18 protein-coding genes are annotated in these 20,515 nt (G+C 70.9%); 11 read left to right on the forward strand and 7 right to left on the reverse strand.

Features of this window, described 5'->3' with window-relative positions; all coding sequences use genetic code 11:
* The first annotated feature begins 150 nt into the window (after nt 1-150).
* The 6 genes from scy (at nt 151) to ACIQTP_RS40835 (ending at nt 9,381) form a co-directional block, all read left to right on the forward strand.
* Nucleotides 151-4,002: a polarized growth protein Scy gene (scy, locus tag ACIQTP_RS40810; protein ID WP_403409646.1), complete on the forward strand. Its 3,852-nt coding sequence runs from the start codon at nt 151-153 to the stop codon at nt 4,000-4,002.
* A gap of 183 nt (nt 4,003-4,185) precedes the next feature.
* Nucleotides 4,186-5,121 (forward strand): cellulose-binding protein, encoded by a 936-nt coding sequence (locus ACIQTP_RS40815; RefSeq protein WP_402035867.1) that lies wholly within the window; start codon nt 4,186-4,188, stop codon nt 5,119-5,121.
* A gap of 217 nt (nt 5,122-5,338) precedes the next feature.
* On the forward strand, nt 5,339-6,289 hold the full coding sequence (locus tag ACIQTP_RS40820; protein ID WP_403409649.1) for an ABC transporter ATP-binding protein: 951 nt from the start codon (nt 5,339-5,341) through the stop codon (nt 6,287-6,289).
* A 2-nt stretch (nt 6,290-6,291) separates the two neighbouring features.
* Nucleotides 6,292-7,062 (forward strand): ABC transporter permease, encoded by a 771-nt coding sequence (locus ACIQTP_RS40825; protein ID WP_403409652.1) that lies wholly within the window; start codon nt 6,292-6,294, stop codon nt 7,060-7,062.
* A gap of 241 nt (nt 7,063-7,303) precedes the next feature.
* Nucleotides 7,304-8,539: an ABC transporter ATP-binding protein gene (locus tag ACIQTP_RS40830; RefSeq protein ID WP_384917018.1), complete on the forward strand. Its 1,236-nt coding sequence runs from the start codon at nt 7,304-7,306 to the stop codon at nt 8,537-8,539.
* Nucleotides 8,536-9,381: an ABC transporter permease gene (locus tag ACIQTP_RS40835; RefSeq protein ID WP_403409655.1), complete on the forward strand. Its 846-nt coding sequence runs from the start codon at nt 8,536-8,538 to the stop codon at nt 9,379-9,381. The genes ACIQTP_RS40830 and ACIQTP_RS40835 overlap by 4 nt, the downstream gene beginning before the upstream one ends.
* Before the next feature lie 22 nt (nt 9,382-9,403).
* Here the strand turns inward: ACIQTP_RS40835 and ACIQTP_RS40840 are convergent, their stop codons facing one another.
* Nucleotides 9,404-9,736 (reverse strand): ATP/GTP-binding protein, encoded by a 333-nt coding sequence (locus ACIQTP_RS40840; RefSeq protein ID WP_402035855.1) that lies wholly within the window; start codon nt 9,734-9,736, stop codon nt 9,404-9,406.
* 221 nt (nt 9,737-9,957) lie between these two features.
* On the opposite strand from ACIQTP_RS40840, the gene ACIQTP_RS40845 reads away from it, so the two are divergent.
* A complete protein-coding gene (locus tag ACIQTP_RS40845; RefSeq protein ID WP_402035853.1) occupies nt 9,958-10,986 on the forward strand; it encodes an LLM class flavin-dependent oxidoreductase in 1,029 nt (342 codons plus the stop codon).
* A 256-nt stretch (nt 10,987-11,242) separates the two neighbouring features.
* On the opposite strand, the gene ACIQTP_RS40850 is transcribed toward ACIQTP_RS40845, so the two are convergent.
* Complete coding sequence (locus tag ACIQTP_RS40850; RefSeq protein ID WP_101400700.1) at nt 11,243-11,635, reverse strand: SCO5389 family protein; 393 nt, start codon at nt 11,633-11,635, stop codon at nt 11,243-11,245.
* Nucleotides 11,636-11,880: 245 nt separating this feature from the next.
* On the opposite strand from ACIQTP_RS40850, the gene nucS reads away from it, so the two are divergent.
* Nucleotides 11,881-12,552 carry an endonuclease NucS gene (nucS, locus tag ACIQTP_RS40855; protein ID WP_168511249.1) on the forward strand — a complete coding sequence of 224 codons (672 nt, stop codon included), beginning with the start codon at nt 11,881-11,883 and terminating at the stop codon, nt 12,550-12,552.
* 96 nt (nt 12,553-12,648) lie between these two features.
* On the opposite strand, the gene ACIQTP_RS40860 is transcribed toward nucS, so the two are convergent.
* The 4 genes from ACIQTP_RS40860 to ACIQTP_RS40875 form a co-directional block, all read right to left on the reverse strand.
* Nucleotides 12,649-15,222 (reverse strand): ATP-binding protein, encoded by a 2,574-nt coding sequence (locus ACIQTP_RS40860; protein ID WP_403409660.1) that lies wholly within the window; start codon nt 15,220-15,222, stop codon nt 12,649-12,651.
* Nucleotides 15,223-15,492: 270 nt separating this feature from the next.
* Nucleotides 15,493-15,816, reverse strand: coding sequence for an STAS domain-containing protein (locus ACIQTP_RS40865; protein WP_030596935.1), 324 nt, complete (start codon nt 15,814-15,816; stop codon nt 15,493-15,495).
* Nucleotides 15,817-16,023: 207 nt separating this feature from the next.
* Nucleotides 16,024-16,872, reverse strand: a complete 849-nt coding sequence (locus ACIQTP_RS40870; protein ID WP_391399772.1) for a 3-hydroxybutyryl-CoA dehydrogenase — start codon at nt 16,870-16,872, stop codon at nt 16,024-16,026.
* Nucleotides 16,873-16,997: 125 nt separating this feature from the next.
* Nucleotides 16,998-17,639, reverse strand: coding sequence for a TetR/AcrR family transcriptional regulator (locus ACIQTP_RS40875; protein ID WP_403409664.1), 642 nt, complete (start codon nt 17,637-17,639; stop codon nt 16,998-17,000).
* 130 nt (nt 17,640-17,769) lie between these two features.
* On the opposite strand from ACIQTP_RS40875, the gene ACIQTP_RS40880 reads away from it, so the two are divergent.
* Genes ACIQTP_RS40880 through ACIQTP_RS40890 form a run of 3 tightly spaced genes read left to right on the forward strand, consistent with a single transcriptional unit; the run spans nt 17,770 to nt 19,910 of the window.
* Nucleotides 17,770-18,552 (forward strand): ABC transporter ATP-binding protein, encoded by a 783-nt coding sequence (locus tag ACIQTP_RS40880; protein WP_403409666.1) that lies wholly within the window; start codon nt 17,770-17,772, stop codon nt 18,550-18,552.
* A 22-nt stretch (nt 18,553-18,574) separates the two neighbouring features.
* A complete protein-coding gene (locus tag ACIQTP_RS40885) occupies nt 18,575-19,324 on the forward strand; it encodes an ABC transporter permease (protein ID WP_402035843.1) in 750 nt (249 codons plus the stop codon).
* Between the two features lie 13 nt (nt 19,325-19,337).
* Nucleotides 19,338-19,910: a cob(I)yrinic acid a,c-diamide adenosyltransferase gene (locus ACIQTP_RS40890; protein WP_403409669.1), complete on the forward strand. Its 573-nt coding sequence runs from the start codon at nt 19,338-19,340 to the stop codon at nt 19,908-19,910.
* On the opposite strand, the gene ACIQTP_RS40895 is transcribed toward ACIQTP_RS40890, so the two are convergent.
* A complete protein-coding gene (locus ACIQTP_RS40895) occupies nt 19,907-20,461 on the reverse strand; it encodes a hypothetical protein (RefSeq protein WP_403409672.1) in 555 nt (184 codons plus the stop codon). The two genes, ACIQTP_RS40890 and ACIQTP_RS40895, sit on opposite strands and share 4 nt — an antisense overlap.
* Nucleotides 20,462-20,515 lie beyond the last annotated feature (54 nt).

Here is a 20,515-nt window from a genome sequence, read left to right on the forward strand (position 1 = left end):
GGGCCGGGGTCCAGGTTTCGGGGGACGAGCGTCGGGGCGACAGCCCGTGCTCCGCTGTTGATCTGACACCATTCCCCGGGGGCCCCGTTCGGCGGATGGACGGGGTTCGTTTGGAGAGACTTGCGACCAGGGGACGGATGGGACCGCGCAGTGCGGGGCTACGAACGCCAGGAGCGAGAGCCGGCGGCTGACGTCGACCACCTCTCTCGGTTCGAGGCCGAGATGGAACGGCTGAAGACCGAGCGGGAGAAGGCCGTCCAGCACGCCGAGGACCTCGGCTATCAGGTCGAGGTGCTGCGCGCCAAGCTGCACGAGGCGCGCCGCAGTCTGGCGACCCGGCCTGCCTACGACAGCGGCGGCGACCTCGGCTATCAGGCCGAGCAGTTGCTCCGTAATGCCCAGATCCAGGCCGATCAGCTGCGCGCCGACGCCGAGCGCGAGATGAGCCAGGCCCGGGCTCAGACGCAGCGCATCCTCCAGGAGCACGCCGAGCAGGCCGCCCGGTTGCAGGCGGAGCTGCACCAGGAGGCGGTCGCGCGCCGCCAGCAGCTCGATCAGGAGCTGGCCGAGCGCCGTCAGACCGTCGAGTCGCACGTCAACGAGAACGTGGCGTGGGCCGAGCAGCTGCGCGCCCGCAGCGAGCAGCAGGCCCGCCGGCTCCTGGACGAGTCGCGCGCGGAGGCGGACCAAGCGCTGAGTGCCGCCCGCGCGGAGGCCGAGCGGATCGCCGCCGAGGCCCGCCAGCGGCTGACGAACGACGCCGAGTCGGCCCGCGCGGAGGCCGAGGCGCTGCTGCGCCGGGCCCGTACCGACGCCGAGCGGCTGCTGAACGCCGCGTCGACGCAGGCCCAGGAGGCCACCGACCACGCCGAGCAGCTGCGCAGCTCCACGGCGAACGAGTCGGACACCGCCCGTCGCCAGGCCACCGAGCTGAGCCGGGCCGCCGAGCAGCGCATGTCGGAGGCCGAGGCGGCGCTGCGCGAGGCGCGGACCGAGGCGGACAAGGTCGTCGCCGAGGCGAAGGAGGCCGCGGCCAAGGCCCTGGCGAGCGCCGAGTCGGCGAACGAGCAGCGCACGCGGACGGCGAAGGAACAGGTCGCCCGGCTGGTCAGCGAGGCCACCAAGGAGGCCGAGACCACCAAGTCCGACGCCGAGCAGGCGGTCGCGGATGCCAAGGCCAAGGCCGAGAAGATCGTCGCGGAGGCCGAGGAGACCGCGCGCAGCCTCACCGCCGAGGAGACCGCCTCCCAGCTCTCCAAGGCGGCCCGTACCGCCGAGGACGTCCTGAACAAGGCGTCCGAGGACGCCAAGGCGACCAGGAAGGCGGCGGCCGAGGAGGCCGAGCGGATCCGCACCGAGGCGGAGTCCGAGGCGGACCGGCTGCGTGCCGAGGCGCACGACATCGCCGAGCAGCTCAAGGGCACGGCGAAGGACGACACCAAGGAGTACCGCGCCAAGACGGTCGAGCTGCAGGAGGAGGCGCGCCGGCTGCGCGGCGAGGCCGAGCAGCTGCGCTCCGACGCCAACGCCGAGGGCGAGCGGATCCGCTCCGAGGCCCGGCGCGAGGCCGTCCAGCAGATCGAGGAGGCGGCCAAGACCGCCGAAGAGCTGCTCGCGAAGGCCAAGGCGGACGCGGACGAGCTGCGGAACACGGCCACCAGCGACAGCGAGCGGGTGCGCACCGAGGCCATCGAGCGCGCCACGACGCTGCGCCGCCAGGCCGAGGAGACCCTGGAGCGCACGCGCAAGGAGGCCGAGCGCAACCGCGAGGAGGCCGTCGAGCTCTCCGACACGATCAAGGCGGAGGCCGAGCGGGCCGCCGAGACGCTGCGCGAGGAGACCGAGCGCGCCATAGCGGCCCGTCGGACGGAGGCCGCCGAGGAGCTGACCCGGCTGCACACCGAGGCCGAGCAGCGCCTCGCCTCGGCCGAGCAGGCGCTGAGCGACGCACGGGCGGACGCCGAGCGGATCCGCCGCGAGGCCGCCGAGGAGAGCGACCGGCTGCGTTCGGAGGCCGCCGAGCGGATCCGTACGCTCCAGGCGCAGGCCGAGGCGGAGGCGGACCGGCTGCGCAACGAGGCCGCCGCGGACGCCTCCGCGTCGCGCGCCGAGGGCGAGAACATCGCCGTACGACTGCGGTCGGAGGCCGCGGCGGAAGCCGAGCGGCTGAAGTCGGAGGCCCAGGACAGCGCCGACCGGGTACGCACGGAGGCCCAGGCCGCGGCCGAGCGGCTGGCCACCGAGGGCGCGGAGACGCTGGCCGCCGCCCAGGAGGAGGCCGCCCGGCGCCGCCGCGAGGCCGAGGAGCTTCTCGGTTCCGCGCGCCAGGAGGCCGACCAGGAGCGTGAGCGGGCCCGCGAGCAGAGCGAGGAGCTCCTCGCCTCCGCGCGCAACCGTGTCGACGAGGCCCAGGCCGAGGCCGTACGGCTGGTCGAGGAGGCCGACCGGCGCGCGAGCGAGATGGTCTCCAGCGCCGAACAGACCGCGCAGCAGGTCCGCGATGCCGTGGCGGGGCTGCACGAGCAGGCCCAGGAGGAGATCACCGGCCTGCGCAGTGCCGCCGAGCACGCGGCGGACCGGACCAGGACCGAGGCGCAGGAGGAGGCGGACCGGGTCCGCGCCGACGCGTACGCGGAGCGGGAGCGGGCCTCCGAGGACGCGAGCCGAATCCGGCGCGAGGCGGCCGAGGAGACGGACGCCGCCAAGTCTCTGGCGGAGCGCACGGTTTCGGAGGCGATCGCCGAGTCCGAGCGGCTGCGGTCGGAAGCCGCCGAGCACGCCCAGCGGGTGCGCGCCGAGGCCTCCGACACCATCGCGAACGCCGAGCAGGACGCTTCGCGCAGCCGTGCCGAGGCCCGGGAGGACGCGAACCGGATCCGTTCGGACGCGGCCACGCAGGTCGACACACTCATCAACGAGGCACGCTCCGAGGCGGAGCGGCTGACGAACGAGACGAACGCCGAGGCCGAGCGCGTACGCGCGGAGTCCGTGGCCAAGGCCGAGCGGCTGGTCTCGGACGCGACCGGGGACGCGGAGCGGCTGCGCGCCGAGGCCGCCGAGACGGTCGGTTCCGCGCAGCAGCACGCCGAGCGGATCCGCAGCGAGTCCGAGCGGGTCATGGCCGAGGCGGCGGCCGAGGCCGAGCGGCTCACGTCCGGCGCCCGCGAGGAGGCCGACCGGACGCTGGACGCGGCGCGCCGGGAGGCCAACAAGCGGCGCTCCGAGGCGGCCGAGCAGGTCGACACCCTCATCTCGGAGACGGCGTCCGAGGCGGACAAGCTGCTCGCCGAGGCGCAGCAGAGCGCGCAGAAGACCACGGCGGACGCCGAGTCGCAGGCCGACACGATGGTGGGCGCGGCACGCAACGAGGCCGAGCGGCTGGTCTCCGAGGCGACCGTCGAGGGCAACACCCTGGTGGAGCGGTCCCGTGCGGACGCGGACGAGCTGCTGGTCGGCGCGCGCCGGGACGCGACCGCCATAAGGGAGCGGGCGGAGGAGCTGCGCGACCGCATCACCACCGAGATCGAGGAACTGCACGAGCGGGCCAGGCGCGAGTCGGCCGAGACGATGAAGACGGCCGGCGAGCGCTGCGACGCGCTGGTGCGAGCCGCCGAGGGCCAGCTCGCCGAGGCCGAGGCGAAGGCGAAGGACCTGGTGTCGGAGGCCAACTCCGAGGCGAGCAAGGTCCGTATCGCCGCGGTCAAGAAGGCCGAGGGGCTCCTCAAGGAGGCCGAGCAGAAGAAGAGCTCGCTCATCGCGGAGGCGACGGAGATCAAGGCCGAGGCCATCCGCGAGGCGCGGGCCGCGGTCGAGGAGGGCAAGCGCGAGCTGGAGGTGCTGGTCCGCCGGCGCGAGGACATCAACGCCGAGATCTCCCGTGTCCAGGATGTCCTGGAGGCGTTGGAGTCCTTTGAGGCCCCGTCCGCGGGCAAGGACGGTGGGGTCAAAGCGGGCGCTGCCGCCGGCGCGACTCGATCGAGTGGCAAGTCGTCAGAAGGCTAGCCATAACCACCCAATCCGTGCTTTGCGCGGACCTTTGTCACAGGTTCTGGCAAGCCGTCTGACAGTTAGCCACCCAAAAGGAGTCTCATTCTCCAGATCAAACACGCATCCGCTCGATGACACACCGCTTTGGCCCCTAGGATTCCCCCTATCACCTCACCGGTCTCATTCGACAGGAACCCCATGAGCGACACTTCCCCCTACGGCTTCGAGCTTGTGCGGCGTGGGTACGACCGCGCTCAGGTGGACGAACGCATTTCGAAGCTCGTCTCCGACCGTGACAGCGCTCTGGCCCGTATCACTGCTCTCGAAAAGCGCATCGAGGAGCTCCACCTCGAAACGCAGAACGCCCAGGCCCAGGTCACCGACGCCGAGCCGTCGTACGCGGGTCTCGGCGCGCGCGTCGAGAAGATCCTCCGCCTCGCCGAGGAGGAGGCGAAGGATCTGCGCGAGGAGGCCCGTCGCGCGTCCGAGCAGCACCGTGAGCTCGCCGAGTCGGCCGCCCAGCAGGTCCGCAACGACGCAGAATCGTTCGCTGCGGACCGCAAGAGCAAGGCCGAGGACGAGGGCGTCCGGATCGTCGAGAAGGCCAAGAGCGACGCCTCCCAGCTGCGCCAGGAGGCGCAGAAGGACGCGCAGTCCAAGCGCGAGGAGGCGGACGCCCTCTTCGAGGAGACCCGCGCCAAGGCCGCGCAGGCCGCCGCCGACTTCGAGACGAACCTCGCCAAGCGTCGCGAGCAGTCCGAGCGTGACCTGGCGTCGCGTCAGGCCAAGGCCGAGAAGCGCCTCGCGGAGATCGAGCACCGCGCGGAGCAGCTCCGCCTGGAGGCCGAGAAGCTGCGCACGGACGCCGAGCGCCGCGCCCGCCAGACGGTGGAGACGGCTCAGCGCCAGGCCGAGGACATCGTGGCCGACGCGAACGCCAAGGCCGACCGCATCCGCTCGGAATCCGAGCGCGAGCTGGCGGCGCTGACGAACCGTCGCGACTCGATCAACGCTCAGCTCACCAACGTCCGCGAGATGCTCGCGACGCTCACGGGCGCCGCGGTGGCCGCCGCGAGCACGCCGGCCGAGGACGAGCCGATCTCCCGCGGGGTTCCGGCCCAGCAGACCCGGTAGTTCCGGCCCAGTTCCTGGTATCGGCTACGGCCCGCACCCCTCCTCGGGATGCGGGCCGTAGCCGTGCCCCGAAAGGGGCGCGGGACTGTGGCATTCCGCGGCTCCGCCGCGTGGGCGCGACAAGCCACGAGGGCGCGGCGGTCGGAGACGGTGAACAGGCGGCGAACACACTCCCGCACAAGTGGCACAGCCCCGGACCGCGTCCTACCGTGTCCGCATGATCGAGCTAGAGGGGCTGACCAAGCGGTACGGCGAGAAGGTGGCGGTCAACCATCTGACCTTCACCGTCAGACCCGGTATCGTCACGGGGTTCCTCGGTCCGAACGGCGCGGGCAAGTCCACGACGATGCGGATGATGCTCGGCCTCGACCGCCCCACCGCGGGCGACGTACGCATCGACGGGAAGCACTACGACCACCTCAGGGACCCGCTGAAGTACATCGGCGCCCTGCTGGACGCCAAGGCCATGCACGGCGGCCGCAGCGCCTTCAACCACCTTCTCTGTCTCGCCCAGAGCAACGGCATCCCCAAGGCACGGGTGGACGAGGTCCTGGACACCGTGGGCCTCACCTCGGTGGCCAGGAAGAAGGCCAAGGGCTTCTCGCTCGGCATGGGCCAACGACTCGGCATCGCGGGCGCGCTGCTCGGCGACCCGCGGATCCTGATGTTCGACGAGCCGGTCAACGGCCTCGACCCCGAGGGCATCCACTGGATCCGCAACCTGATGAAGTCGCTGGCCGGCCAGGGCCGTACGGTCTTCGTGTCGAGTCACCTCATGAGCGAGATGGCGCTGACCGCGGAGCACCTCGTCGTCATCGGCCAGGGCCGCCTCCTCGCGGACACCTCCATGGCCGACTTCATCGCGCAGAACTCGCGGTCGTACGTGCGTATCCGCTCCCCCCAGCGCGAGCGGCTGCTCGACGTCCTGCACGGGGCGGGGATCACGGTCGTCGAGAGCGGCAGCGGGGCGCTGGAGGTGGACGGCGCGAAGTCCGAGCAGATCGGCGAACTGGCCACGCAGCACCAGATCGTGCTGCACGAGCTGAGCCCCCAGCGGGCCTCCCTGGAGGAGGCGTTCATGCAGCTGACCGCGGAGTCGGTGGAGTACCACGCGCACACCGACGCCCCGCCCCAGCAGTGGGGCGGCGGCTGGAACAAGGAGACCTGAGCATGGCGGCGACCCAGGTCCTCAAGTCCGAGTGGACCAAGATCCGGTCCGTCGCGTCCACGGTCTGGACGCTCAGTCTCGCCGCGGTGGTCACGATCGCGCTGGGCATCCTGATCTCGCTGCTGTCGAACAACGAGTTCGACAAGATGGGCGAGAAGGACCGGCTCTCCTTCGACCCGACGTTCATCAGCTTCGCGGGGATGACCCTCGGTCAGCTCGCGATGATCGTGTTCGGGGTGCTCGTGGTCGGCAACGAGTACAGCACCGGCATGATCCGCACCTCGCTGGCCGCGGTCCCGCAGCGCGGCACGTTCCTCTTCAGCAAGATCGCGGTGGCGACGGGGCTCGCCCTCGTCGTCGGCATGATCACCAGCTTCGTCGCCTTCTTCCTGGGACAGGCGGCGCTCGGCTCGCACAGCGCGTCGATCAGCGACTCCGGAGTGCTGCGCGCCGTGATCGGCGGCGGCCTCTACATGACGCTGATCGCGGTCTTCTCGATGGGCGTCGCGACGATGTTGCGCAGCCCGATGCTCTCGCTCGGCATCCTCATGCCGTTCTTCTTCCTGATCTCCAACATCCTCGGCGCGGTGTCCGCGACCAAGAAGATCGGCCGCTATCTGCCCGACCAGGCCGGCAGCAAGATCATGCGGGTGGTGACCCCCATCGGCGACGACACCCCGTACGGACCCTGGGGCGGCCTCGCGATCATGGCACTGTGGGTGGTCGCGGCGCTCCTCGGGGGCTATCTGCTGCTGAAGAGGCGGGACGCCTAGACACGACGCCCAGACACTCAGGGCCTGGGATCCGCGCCGTCCGGCCTGACCAGGCAGGACGGGTACCTGACAAAGGTAGGGTGCGGGTGAGGCTCCAGGTGAGACCTTTACCCCAACCGTCCCCTGCGTGACCTGCACATTTTTACTTTCTCTTGAGCGGAACCGTCAGCGCCCCGATATCCTCCTAACCCTTACGGGGGCGTGCGCCCCGACGTCCTGAACCTTTCGATGGGTGCGGAGCATGATCGAGGCAGTCGGCCTGACGAAGCGCTACGGCGCCAAGACGGCCGTGTACAACCTTTCCTTCCAGGTGCGGCCGGGTGCCGTCACCGGCTTCCTCGGGCCCAACGGCTCGGGCAAGTCGACGACGATGCGGATGATCCTCGGCCTCGACAACCCCACCTCGGGGCAGGTCACCATCGGCGGCTTCCCCTACCGCAAGCTGCCCAACGCGCCCCGCCAGGTCGGCGCGCTCCTCGACGCCAAGGCCGTGCACGGTGGCCGGCACGCCCGCAACCACCTGCTCTGCCTCGCCCAGCTGTCGGGCATCCCGGCCCGCCGGGTCGACGAGGTGCTCGGCGTGGTCGGACTGCAGGACGTGGCCAAGAAACGCTCCAAGGGCTTCTCGCTCGGCATGGGGCAGCGACTCGGCATCGCCGCCGCGCTCCTCGGCGACCCTCAGGTGCTGCTCTTCGACGAGCCGGTCAACGGCCTCGACCCCGAGGGCATCCTCTGGGTCCGCAACCTGATGAAGGCGCTCGCCGCGGAGGGCCGTACGGTCTTCGTCTCCTCGCACCTGATGAGCGAGATGGCACTGACCGCCGACCACCTCATCGTGATCGGCCGCGGTCAGCTGCTCGCCGACCAGAACATCAAGGACTTCATCTCGCACAACTCGGCCGACTTCGCCCGGGTCCGCACCCCGGAGACCGAGCCGCAGCAGCGCGAGAAGCTGACCGCCGCGCTCACCGAGGCGGGCGGCCAGGTGCTGCCCGAGCAGGACGGCGCGCTGCGCGTGATGGGCCTGCCGCTGCCCCGCATCAGCGACCTCGCGCACTCCGCCGACGTACGCCTGTGGGAGCTCTCTCCGCACCAGGCCTCGCTGGAGGAGGCGTACATGCGGATGACGCAGGGCGCCGTCGACTACCGCTCGACCATCGACCAGAAGGCCGGGCTCCAGCAGGAGCTGCCGCCGGGTGCCATGCCGCCGCCGCAGCTGCCGGTCGCGGGCCAGGGCCAGCCGGGCTGGTACGCGCCGCCGCCGCCCCAGCAGGGCGGGCAGCCGTTCGCGATGCCCCAGGGCGCCCCGCAGGCGGGGCCCTACGGTGCTCCGGGCACCCCGGGTGCGCCGGGTGCCGCGGACGTCAACCCGTACGCCCAGCCCGCTCCCCAGACCCCCGCGCAGCCGCCCGTCGCACCGCCGGCGCCCGCCGCGCCCACCGCCCCCGACCTGACCAAGCCCGAGGACGCCCGATGAGCACGCCCCCGCCCCCGATGCCGCAGCAGGCCGCCGCTGCCCCCACCTGGCAGGCGGCGCCCGGCACTTCGTACAGCTCGCCGATCCCGGTCACCCGCACCCACCTCGGCCACGCGCTCACCTCCGAGTGGACGAAGATCAAGTCGGTGCGCTCCACGCTCTGGACGCTCGGCATCTTCCTGCTCCTGGTGGTCGGCATCGGCTTCCTGGTCGCCGCGCAGACCCAGGACTCCGACTTCAGCGACGTGCCGTACACGATCCCGGCCTTCTTCGGGCTGATCCTGGGCCAGATCTGCCTGATCACGCTGGGCGTCCTGGTCGTCTCCTCCGAGTACGGCACGGGCATGATCCGCACGACCTTCACGGCCTCGCCGCAGCGCCACCGGGTGCTCACCGCCAAGCTGATCATCTTCTTCGCGGTGGCGTTCACCGTCTCGGTGTTCTCCATCGGCCTGGTCGGCCTCATGACCTCGGCCCTGCACAGCGGTTCCTCGCACGTCTCGTGGGGCGGCACGGTCATCAAGGGCGCGCTGTACGTCTCGCTGCTCGGCGTCCTGTCGCTCGCGGTGGGCTCGATGCTGCGGCACTCGGCGGGCGCGATCACCACGATGCTCGGCCTCGTGCTGGTGCCCGCGATCCTGCCCGCGTTCCTGATGATGTCGCAGAGCATGCGCACGATCGGCGAGAAGATGCAGGAGTACGCCGCTCCCAACGCCCTCGCCAGGGTCTTCGCGCTGGACAACGAGAGCGCGAGCGGCGGCGCGCAGCTCGCCCTGCTCGCCGGGGTGACGGCGGCGGCGATCGCCGGCGCGTTCGTGCTGCTGGAGCGCCGGGACGTGTGAGGCCGCTCCGATCTGAAGTCGCCTAGAACCTGGGCGCGTTACGGGACCGCTGCACCCTCGAGGTGCGGCGGTCCTTCGCGTTCCAGCAGGCCTTGTGCCAGTGGCGGCGCTCGTCGACGCCCGAGTGCTCCGGCCAGGCCACCACGTGCGGGACGCCGGAGGGGATCATCTGGTCGCAGCCCGGGCAGCGATAGGTCTTGCCCTCGGCGCTGGCGCCCGCCACATGACGCACGCTCCACTCCTCGCCCTGCCAGCTCTCCGTGGACTGCCAGCCGCCGTACCGCCCGGAGCGGTCGTCCTCCGCGCTCCGGCCGGAGGAGTCGGAACCCTTGGGACGGTTGCGACGCGGGGACACAGGACACCTCACGGAGCTATACAGGGAGCAGGGCCTTCTCCAGCCTACGCGGCGCGGACAGGGGTAGTCGTACTCCACCAACCCCCCCCAGATCGCCCTCACGTCGGCGCATTCTGCAGACAATCCGCAAATCTCTCCGACAGGCCGTGTCCTCGGCACGTGTCGGGCGGTTATGCCGGTGGGGGAGCTCCGCGTCGGAGCCGAGGAAGCAGGAACGCACCATGCACGTTGGAAGTTTTGTACTCGCGGCCCAGTTCCCGGGCCAGGGCCAGGGGGAGGCCCTGCACCGCGCGGTGCGCACGGCCGAGGTCGCCGAAGAGGCCGGGCTCGACGCGGTGTGGCTGGCCGAGCACCACTTCGTGCCGTACGGGACGTGCCCGTCGGCGGTCACCCTGGCCGCCCTGCTGCTGGGCCGCACCAGCCGCATCCGCGTCGGTACGGCGGTCAGCGTACTACCCACCGTCCACCCCGTCGCCCTCGGCGAGCAGGCCGCGCTGCTGCACGTGACGTCCGGCGGCCGTTTCACCCTGGGCGTGGGGCGGGGCGGGCCCTGGGTGGACCTGGAGGTCTTCGGCGCGGGCCTCGAGGCGTACGAGAAGGGGTTCCCGGAATCACTCGATCTGCTGGTGCGCTGGCTGCGCGAGCCGTCCGTGGAAGGGCGGGGCGAGCGGTTCAGGTTCCGCGAAGTGCCCGTCGTGCCCAGGCCGTCGGAGGCGCTGAGCGGCTCCCCCGGCCCCGAGGTCGTCGTCGCCTGCACCTCGCCGGCGAGCGTGCGGCTCGCCGCCGAGCGGGGGCTGCCGATGCTCCTCGGTATGCATGTCGGTGACGAGGAGAAGGCCGAAATGGTGTCCCTGTGGCGGCAGTTGGCGCGTGTGGCGGGCCGTTCGACGGACGAGATCCTCGGCGCGGCCCATGTGTCGGCCGGCGTCTGCCAGATCGCGGACCGTCGCACGGACGCCGTCGAGACACTCCTCAAGGCGATGCCGGGCTGGCTGAAGCAGGGGCTGGACGCGCATGTGACGGTCGACGGCCGCGCCCGCGCGATGCGGGACCCGCTGGCGTACACGGAACTCCTGTGCGGGCTGCACCCGGTGGGCACGCCGCGCCTGTGCGCCGACCGTCTCGCGGCCACCTCGGAGCGCACCGGCATCTCCCGCTTCGCCCTCCTTGTCGAGGGCTCCGGCGACCTGGCGGCGACCGAGGAGAACGTCCAACGGCTCGGCACCGAGGTACTCCCCCACCTCCGCTGAGACACGTCACCGCGGACGGCGTGGGCCCGGGAGAGGATGCGGGCGCCCTGGGCCCACCAAGGGTCTCCAGGGCCCCACAACCGGCTTGTCCCGCCCCGCGGCCCGGACAACCCGGTCTCCCTGACCCGACGCACACACCCACCCACCCACGATCCGCGTCCCGCCGTCGGCCCGGGGACCCGGGGGAGCCTGCCGCCCCGTACAGATGCACCTCCCGCGTACGGAGCGGCAAGCAATGCGGCATCAAGGCGTCACGTCAGCAGTCTCGGAACTCCGGCGACTGATTCAGCAGCTGACTGCGCACCGAGGTGAAGCGTGCCAGCGTGTCGTCCACTGAGGCGTCCAGTGGGAACACCGCCACCCGATGGCAGTTCTGGAAGGCCAGCCGCACACCGAAGTGCCGCTGCAGCGCGCCGCGTATCGCGTCACTCGCGAGCGCACGCAGCAGCTGGCCACGCGCCTGCTCGTCCGGCGGAGGCGTCTGGTTGTCGGCGAAGTTGCCGCCGTCCACCTTCAGCTGAGCCACCAGGGAGCTGATCATCTCCCATGCGTAGGGCAGGGAGGTCCGGACGCAGTCGACGAATTCTGCTTCGTCGACCTCGCCTCGCTCGGCCTTCTCGAGTAGGGCCGGTGAGACGTCGAGCGACATGGGTTCTCCTCTCGCACCCCCAGACCTCGGGGGTTGCCGGACAGGTATAGGGACATTCGCGATGTCGAACACTCTGAGTACACGCATCGCGACCTCCCGTTTATACGGTAAGCAACGTACGGTGACGGCACCAGGAGAATGCGCACATAGTGAACTCCCAGTAGGCCCACAATCAGCCACGACCGAACAGGCGTCTTCCAGGGCGAATCGCGTGGACCTCTGCCCGTCGAGTAGCGTTGCGGACCATGCGTCTCGTCATTGCCCGCTGCTCCGTTGACTACGCGGGCCGGCTCACCGCCCATCTCCCGTCGGCCCCCCGTCTCATCCTGGTGAAGGCGGACGGCAGCGTCTCGATCCACGCTGACGACCGGGCCTACAAGCCCCTCAACTGGATGTCGCCGCCCTGCACCCTGAAGGAGGGCTCCGGCGACGAGGAGGGCGTCTGGACCGTCATCAACAAGGCGGGCGAGAAGCTCATCATCACGATGGAGGAAGTCCTCCACGACTCCTCGCACGAACTCGGCGTGGACCCCGGCCTGATCAAGGACGGCGTGGAAGCGCACCTCCAGGAGCTCCTCGCCGACCGCATCGAAACGCTCGGCGAGGGCTACACGCTCATCCGCCGCGAGTACATGACGGCCATCGGCCCCGTCGACATCCTGTGCCGCGACGGCGAGGGCCGGACCGTCGCGATCGAGATCAAGCGCCGCGGCGAGATCGACGGCGTGGAGCAGCTCACCCGCTACCTGGAGCTGCTCAACCGCGACCCGCACCTCGCGCCGGTCCGGGGCGTCTTCGCCGCCCAGGAGATCAAGCCGCAGGCCCGCGTCCTCGCCACGGACCGCGGCATCGGCTGCACGGTCCTGGACTACGACGCGCTGCGGGGCATCGAGGACGACAAACTGCGGTTGTTCTGATTCGAACGACTTTGACTCAATCGGCCATGTAGTTCACCGGTCAGAAGTGAGGGCCGGGTCCGATGTCGGACCCGGCCCTCACTTCTGTCGTGGTGCTCAGATCACCGAGCCGTTCGGCGACCCGGCGGCGCTGCTGCTCGCGGGAACACTCGCCGCACTGCTCTGCGGCGCGCCGGCGGTGGTGCTCGCGGGGAGGCTGGAGGCGGGGCCGCTGGCGGAGTTCGAGGTGGTCGGGGTCGTCGAGGTGGTCGGCGACGGGTCCGGCGACGCCGGTGTCGTCGTAGGCGTCGTGGGATCCGTCGGCGACGCCGGGGTGCTCGGCTTCGAGGTCGGCGACGACGGTTTGGTCGTCGGCGGCTTGGAAGTCGACTTGGACGGCGACTTGGACGGACCGCTGGAGGTCCCCTTCGTCCCACTCGGACTGTCCGAAGGCCGCCGGCTCGTACTCGTGCTCGTCGGCGGCGTCGGGTCGTCCGAGGTCCCGTAGGTGCCGTCGGGGCCCGGATCCGTCGGCGTGGTCACCACGCCCGCGTCGTTGCCGCCCCCGCCGCCCTTCTTCGCCTTGTCGGCGCCGAGGCTGTCGTCCTGGCCGCCCTGGCTCACCGAGGGGTTGACGCCGACCTTCTCGGACGGGTTGTCGGTGTTGTTGTTCGAGGTCGCGCCGAGGGTCACCACGGTGCCGAGCACCGCGACGAGCAGCGCGCCCGCGCCCGCGGCCACCAGGTTGCGCCGGGTGCCGGCCACCAGACGGCTGCCCACGCCCACGCCCGCACGCTTCGACATCGGTCCCGGTTCGGCCCGGTTGGTGACCAGCGTCGAGGGCTCCCCGACCGGAGCGGAGAGCACGAACGCGGCCGGTACGCCGCCGGGCGGCGATGCCGACTCCTCGTGCCGCGCGTCGGGCACTTCCTCGCCCGCCGCCGTGCGCCCGCCGGGCAGTACGGTCCCGGAGCGGTCGGCGACCAGCGCGAGGGCCCGGCGGCCCGCGACGGTGCCACGCTTGTCGGCGAGGGCGCCGCGCAGTCCGATGGAGGACTCCAGCTCGGCGCGGGCCCGGTCCAGCTGACCGCCGCAGAGCGCGAGGATGCCCAACTCGTGGTGGAAGTAGGCCTGTTCGCCGACCTCGCCGGAGAGCCGGGAGGCCTCCGCGCCGGAGCGCAGCGCGCGCTCCCAGGCGTTCCAGTTCAGTCCCGCGGCGAAGGCGGGCGCGGCCGTGCGGGCCAGTTGCACGGCGGCGTTCTCGTCCTGCTCGTCGGCCGGGGGCGTGGTGAGCGGGACCAGGACGGTGAGGGCGGCGAGCACGGCGTCGGCCTCGGCGCAGACCCGTTCCGGGGTGACCGAGGGGTGTCCGGCCCACCAGGTGTAGTGCTGGGCCGCGGTGCGGGCCTGCTCCTCCAGCACGTCGGCGTATCCGGCGGCCTCCAGCTGGGCCTGCACACCGGCGGCGAGCCGGTAGCGGGAGCCGACCGGGGAGACCAGCGCGCAGCCCGCCAGTTCGGCGAGCGCGGCGTCGGCGTGGGTGTCGTCCACGAGGGCGGGCAGATGCGTCTGGTGCGGCACCTCACCGCCGAGCGCGATGGCGAAGCGCAGGGTGGCACGGGCCGACCCGCTCAGGCGGGAGGCGAGCAGCGCGGCGGGCGCGGCCCCCTCGGCGAGCGAGGGCAGCGGTACGTCGTGGCCGTCGGCGGCCTCGAAGGGCGCGTCGACCGGCAGGTCGACCGGGGCGTCCTGGAAGACGCCGAAGTCGTCGAAGGCGTCCTCCTTGGCCTGCAACTGGTCGCGCTGTCGCAGCAGGGCGCCGGCCTGCATGAAGCGCAGCGGCAGGCCCTCGGACTCGAACCAGAGGTCGCCCGCCCAGTTCGCCTCTTCCTCGGTCAGCACGCGTCCGACGGCCCGCTCCAGGAGCTCGAGGCCGCCGCTGCGGTCGAGTCCGCCGAGGAAGACCTCTTCGAGGAGGGAGTCGGTGGAGGGGGCGGGCACGTCGGGGGTCGCGGCGATGACGAAGGCGCACTCGGGAGTGGCGTCGAGGAGTTCGTCGAGCGCGGTGCCGCCGATCTCCACGTCGTCGAGGACGACGACCGCGCCGATCCCGTGGACGAGTTCGAGCAGTTCGTCCCGTTCGGGACGGTACAGGGGCGCGTTGTAGACGGCGGCGAACAGGTCGTAGAGCAGGTCGGTCGCCGCGCGCCGGTATCCGGAGAGGCGGACGACGCCGTCGGGGGCGAGGTCCGCGCAGTCGTCGGCGACGGCGTCGAGCAGGCTGGTGCGGCCGGAGCCGGCGGGGCCGGTGAGGCGTACGGAACGCCCGCGCGCCAGCAGGCGGACGAGCCGCTCGCGCTCCTCCTGGCGTTCCAGGAGCGGCAGTCGCGGCTGGGCGGGGCCCGGCGGTACGGGCGGCAGGGCGGCGCGGGCCAGATCGGCACGCTCGGCGGCGCTGAACTTCGTGGGCCGCTGCGGTCGCTCTCCCGGCGGGCAGGCCTCTATCTCGCTGCCGTCGACGGGGTTGACCGTGAGCAGGAAGTCACCCGAGACGAGTTGGACGGTACGGGCGAGTGCGGGTGTGTGCTGACCCAGGTCGGCGGTGAGCGCATCACGCGGCGGGCGCGAGCGAGGCGCCTGGCCGTCGTCGTCATGGCCGTACTCTTCGGGTCCCCGGTTGATCGGGTCCATGTTCCAAGCCCCCCAAAAGCGTCGTGTGCGGATCTTGTCGCCAGGAGTCCGGTGACAAGGACCCAGGCCCCTCCCGGCCTTGCTGCACACCGCGCTGTCGCTTCTGGTCCGGTGCCCGCTCGTAGGGTTTCGGGTGGCGGGCAGCCGAACCCTAAACCTTCGCACAGTATCTCCGACAGGCCGGGGTACCGCGCCGTCCGAGACGTCACAGTCTCGTGAGGATTGTGCGCGAGGTGCGTTTCGTACGCCGCTCAGGAGGCGTACGCCGGGTCACACCCGGGGCAGTGACTCGACGCCGATGCCGCCCTCGATCGCGAGGATCCGGTGCAGCCGGGTGGCCACCAGCAGGCGCTGCATCTGTGGTGGTACGCGGCGCAGCACGAGCCGCCGGCCGCACCGCCCGGCCCTTCGGTGGGCCCCCATGATGACACCGAGGCCGGTGGCATCCCAGGAGTCCAGCTCGGACAGGTCCAGCACCAGGTCGCCGACTCCGTCGTCGACGGCCGAGTGCAGGACCGTACGGGCGTCCGCCGCGCTGCGTACGTCGAGGCGGCCCCCGACGACCAGCTCGGCGTGGTCGCCCCTGATGTACATATGCGCTCCCCGAGAGTGCGTCTCGTACTCTGCGTCAGTCTCTCTGCGTCAGTTTCGGTCTGCGTTTTGCGTGTGCACCGTCTGACTGGCTTGAGGCCGCAGAGGTTGCCGTCTGTAAGCGAACCGATACCGAATTCACCTCATGGGGTGACACCCCAGAGGCACGTGCGGTTTCCGTGACGGGTGATGCTGGATGACTCGCCTGATTCAGTGCTTGTAGAAGCCCTGCCCGCTCTTGCGCCCGATGTCACCGGCGTCAACCATCCGGCGCATCAGCTCCGGCGGGGCGAACTTCTCGTCCTGGGTCTCGGTGTAGATGTTGCCGGTGGCGTGCAGAAGGATGTCGACACCCGTGAGGTCGGCCGTGGCGAGCGGGCCCATGGCATGACCGAAGCCCAGTTTGCAGGCGAGGTCGATGTCCTCGGCGGTGGCCACGCCGGACTCGTACAGCTTGGTGGCCTCGACGACGAGCGCCGAGATGAGACGGGTCGTCACGAAGCCGGCCACGTCACGGTTGACGACGATGCAGGTCTTGCCGACGGACTCGGCGAACTCCCGTGCGGTGGCGAGGGTTTCGTCGCTCGTCTTGTAGCCGCGCACCAGTTCGCACAGCTGCATCATCGGTACGGGTGAGAAGAAGTGGACGCCGACGACCCGCTCCGGGCGCTCGGTGGCCGCGGCGATCTTGGTGATCGGGATGGCGGAGGTGTTCGAGGCGAGCACGGTGTCGTCCCGCACGATCTTGTCGAGCGCACGGAAGATGTCGTGCTTGACCTCGAGCTTCTCGAAGACGGCCTCGACGACGATGTCCGCGTCCGCGGCGGCGTCGAGATCGGTGGTCGCGGTGATCCGGCCGAGCGCGGCATCGGCGTCGTGCGCCTCCAGCCTGCCCTTGCTCACGAACTTGTCGTACGAGGCCTTGATGCCGTCGAGGCCTCGTGCGAGCGCCTCGTCGGTGACGTCACGCAGAACGACGTCCCAGCCCGCCTGCGCGGACACCTGGGCGATACCGGACCCCATGAGCCCGGCTCCGATGACGGCGAGCTTCCCTGCCACTGTGCGACTCCCCTGACGCGCTGCCTATATCTGCTTCTCGGGCGGACACTAGCGCTCGTGAGGGCCTGTGTGACCGGTAAGTAATGCGCGTCACGTCTCATCTGACGGACATCACACCGGATGGCTCACCCCTCGTCGCGGACCGCGTAGTTGAGCACCTTCTCGCTCAACAACTCCTCCATGTCGTCGAGGAGAAGAAGTACCTCACGTGATACTTCGTCCGGATTGCGGCCGGCCATCATCTCCCGCCCGATGACGGCCATGACCGTCTGGTGGACCCAGTTGACCTGTCCCGCGATCAGACCGGGCAGCGGGTCGCCGGCGGACGCGCCGGTCTCCTCGCGCAGCGCCTCCTCCAGGTTGTCGAGCACCTCCTGACCGATCGCCCACAGCCGTGAGCGGAGCGCGGGAGCCTCGTGGATGACCCGCATGAAGCGCGCGTATCCGACCATCAGGCCGACCCGGGGCGAGACCGCCGCGACTTCGTCTCGCAGTTCACGCAGCACGGCGACGGCGGCCGACTCCCCCTTCTCCCGGCCGCGCACCCAGCGGGCGAGCCGGTCGACGACGCCCCGGGAGCGGTCGAGGAAGAGGTCCTCCTTGGTCGGGAAGTAGTTGTAGACGGTGTTGACGGAGACGTCCGCCGCGTCCGCGACCTCCGCGACCGTCACCGCGTCGAAGCCGCGCTCCAGGAACAGACCGGTGGCGACATCCGAGATGTACTGCCGGGTCTGCCGCTTCTTCCGCTCCCTGAGCCCTTCAGCCATGTCCGCATCGTAGCTTCGCTGGAGCCGATGAAACCTTGGTGACATGGAAAACTGGGGGACAGTGAGATTTTGGAGACAGAGAATTCTTGGGGTCATTGCACATTTGCATGGACTCTGTTTCTCTGGGCGCATGGCAATCATCAGTACGGCCGGTCTGGCGCGTACCTTCCGGACGAAGCGCGGCCCCGTGGAGGCCGTCCGCTCCATCGACCTCACCGTGCGGCCCGGCGAGATCCTCGGCTTCCTCGGCCCGAACGGCGCGGGCAAGACGACCACGCTGCGCATGCTCACCACCCTGCTGAAGCCCACCGGCGGCGCGGCCACCGTCGCGGGCTGCGATCTGGCCACCGACCCGGCCGGGGTGCGCCGTGCCAGCGGCTATGTGGCGCAGTCGGGAGGCGTCGACCCACAGGTGAGCGTGCGGGAGGAGCTGGTCACCCAGGGTCGGCTGTACCGCCTGCCGAGGGCTCAGGCCCAGGAACGGGCCGAGGAGCTGGCGCACGACCTCGGCCTGACCGGGCTGCTCGACCGCAGGACGGCCGCGCTCTCCGGCGGGCAGCGCCGCCGCCTGGACATCGCGATGGCGCTCACGCACCGCCCGCGGGTGCTGTTCCTGGACGAGCCGACGACCGGCCTGGATCCGGCCAGCCGGGCGGACCTGTGGGACCTGGTCCGCCGACTGCGCGACGAGCACGGCACCACGGTCTTCCTCACCACGCACTATCTCGACGAGGCGGACGCCCTCTCCGACCGGCTCGTGGTCGTCGACCGGGGAGTGGTCGTGGCCGACGGCACACCGAGCGCGCTGAAGCTGGCGCACGGCGGGGCGTCCGACGCGTCGCTCCAGGACACGTTCCTCGCGATCACCGGGCGCGGCCCGGCATCCACCGACTCCGCCCCCGTGGCCGTATAGGACGTAGAGGACCCAGGAACCGATGCTTCTCCACGACACCGCGCTGATCTTCGGGCGCTACGCCCGCCAGACCCTCCGCTCCCGCTTCGCGATGCTCTTCGGCGTCCTGATGCCGCTGCTGTACCTGCTCTTCTTCGGCCCGCTCCTGACCGGCCTGCCGCTCGGCTCGCGGGGCAGCTCCTGGCAGGTCCTGGTCCCCGGCCTGCTGCTCCAACTCGGGCTGTTCGGAGCCGCGTTCGCTGGTTTCACCATCATCATCGAGAAAAGCCACGGGATCGTGGAACGGATGCGGGTCACCCCCGTGAGCCGGCTCGCGCTGCTGCTCGGCAGGGTCCTGCGCGACGCCGCCGTCTTCGTCTTCCAGGCCGTGCTGCTGGTCCTGGCGGCACTGGCGATGGGGCTGCGCGCGCCACTCGCCGGCATCCTGATCGGCTTCGCGTTCGTCGCCCTGCTCACCCTCTCCCTCGCCTCCCTCTCCTACGCCCTGGCCATGAACGTCCGCACCCCGCAGGAGTTCGGCCCCGCCATCAACGCCCTGACGATGCCGGCCATGCTGCTGTCCGGCCTGATGCTTCCGATGACACTGGCTCCCGGCTGGCTGGACGTGCTCTCGCACTTCATGCCGTTCCGCTATCTGGTGGACGCGGTGCGGGACGCGTACGTGGGCTCGTACGCCACGGCCCACATGCTGTACGGCGTCCTGGTCGCCCTCGGCTTCGCGACGCTCTCCGTGACGGTGGGCACACGTGTCTTCCGGAAGGCCGGAGCATAACTACGCTGGCCCCATGGTCAATCTGACGCGCATCTACACCAGGACCGGCGACCAGGGCACCACCGCTCTCGGGGACATGAGCCGGGTCGCCAAGACCGATCCCCGGATCTCGGCCTACGCGGACGCCAACGAGGCGAACGCGGTGATCGGGACGGCGATCGCGCTGGGCCGCCTGGACGAGGAGGTCGTCGCGGTCCTCACCCGGGTGCAGAACGACCTCTTCGACGTCGGCGCGGACCTGTCGACCCCGGTGGTCGAGGACCCGAAGTTCCCGCCCCTGCGTGTCGAGCAGTTCTACATCGACAAGCTGGAGGCGGACTGCGACCGCTTCAACGACGAGCTGGAGAAGCTGCGCTCCTTCATCCTGCCCGGCGGCACTCCGGGCGCGGCGCTGCTGCACCAGGCGTGCACGGTCGTGCGCCGCGCCGAGCGTTCGACATGGGCGGCCCTGGAGGCGCACGCGGACGTGATGAACCCGCTCACCGCGACCTACCTCAACCGCCTCTCCGACCTGCTGTTCATCCTGGCCCGCACCGCCAACAAGGAGACCGGGGACGTGCTGTGGGTACCGGGGGGCGAACGCTAGCCGCCGGACCGGCCCTGGGTGACCGGGGCCCGTTTGGGCCGGAGCAGATACGTCAGGGCGATCAGGCCGTGGAGCCCCACCGCCCGTAGCGCCACCCACTGGAAGGCACGCAGCGACGAGGTGTCGCCGGCTCCGACGAACCAGATCGCGCCCTGGAGGAGGGCGCACGCGACGGTCGCCGCGAGCAGGGTGCGGAGCCAGAGACGGCCCTCGTGGGCGGCCCGGGGCAGGCCGAAACGCGGGGGCTTCGGCGGGGGCGGCCCACCGGCCAGGCGGTGGGCGGCGTGGCCGTCCAACCAGCGGATGGTGTAGTGGCCGTACGCGACGGTGAAGCCGATGTAGAGCGCGGCCAGGCCGTGTTCCCAGCTCGGCTCGGCGCCGTTCCTGAGGTCGGTCGCCGTCACCACGAAGAGCGCCACCTCCAGCAGGGGTTCGCACAGCAGCAGGGCCACGCTCGTGCGGCGCAGCCTCAGCAGATAGCGGACGGCGAGGCCGGCGGCCAGCAGCACCCAGAAGCCGGCCTCGCACGCGACGATCAACCCGACGATCACGGTTCACTCCTCTCGGTCACCCCTCCAGGCTCGCGTCCGGGGCGGCTCGGATCG

Source organism: Streptomyces sp. NPDC090798 (assembly GCF_044768965.1).
In the GTDB taxonomy this organism is placed as follows: Bacteria; Actinomycetota; Actinomycetes; order Streptomycetales; family Streptomycetaceae; genus Streptomyces.

Coding starts and splice junctions, on each gene's coding strand:
- ACIQTP_RS40815 (WP_402035867.1), top strand. CDS start 4,186: ATGAGCGACACTTCCCCCTACGGCTTCGAGCTTGTGCGGCGTGGGTAC.
- ACIQTP_RS40820 (WP_403409649.1), top strand. CDS start 5,339: ATGATCGAGCTAGAGGGGCTGACCAAGCGGTACGGCGAGAAGGTGGCG.
- ACIQTP_RS40825 (WP_403409652.1), top strand. CDS start 6,292: ATGGCGGCGACCCAGGTCCTCAAGTCCGAGTGGACCAAGATCCGGTCC.
- ACIQTP_RS40830 (WP_384917018.1), top strand. CDS start 7,304: ATGATCGAGGCAGTCGGCCTGACGAAGCGCTACGGCGCCAAGACGGCC.
- ACIQTP_RS40835 (WP_403409655.1), top strand. CDS start 8,536: ATGAGCACGCCCCCGCCCCCGATGCCGCAGCAGGCCGCCGCTGCCCCC.
- ACIQTP_RS40845 (WP_402035853.1), top strand. CDS start 9,958: ATGCACGTTGGAAGTTTTGTACTCGCGGCCCAGTTCCCGGGCCAGGGC.
- ACIQTP_RS40850 (WP_101400700.1), bottom strand. CDS start 11,635: ATGTCGCTCGACGTCTCACCGGCCCTACTCGAGAAGGCCGAGCGAGGC.
- nucS (WP_168511249.1), top strand. CDS start 11,881: ATGCGTCTCGTCATTGCCCGCTGCTCCGTTGACTACGCGGGCCGGCTC.
- ACIQTP_RS40860 (WP_403409660.1), bottom strand. CDS start 15,222: ATGGACCCGATCAACCGGGGACCCGAAGAGTACGGCCATGACGACGAC.
- ACIQTP_RS40865 (WP_030596935.1), bottom strand. CDS start 15,816: ATGTACATCAGGGGCGACCACGCCGAGCTGGTCGTCGGGGGCCGCCTC.
- ACIQTP_RS40875 (WP_403409664.1), bottom strand. CDS start 17,639: ATGGCTGAAGGGCTCAGGGAGCGGAAGAAGCGGCAGACCCGGCAGTAC.
- ACIQTP_RS40880 (WP_403409666.1), top strand. CDS start 17,770: ATGGCAATCATCAGTACGGCCGGTCTGGCGCGTACCTTCCGGACGAAG.
- ACIQTP_RS40885 (WP_402035843.1), top strand. CDS start 18,575: ATGCTTCTCCACGACACCGCGCTGATCTTCGGGCGCTACGCCCGCCAG.
- ACIQTP_RS40890 (WP_403409669.1), top strand. CDS start 19,338: ATGGTCAATCTGACGCGCATCTACACCAGGACCGGCGACCAGGGCACC.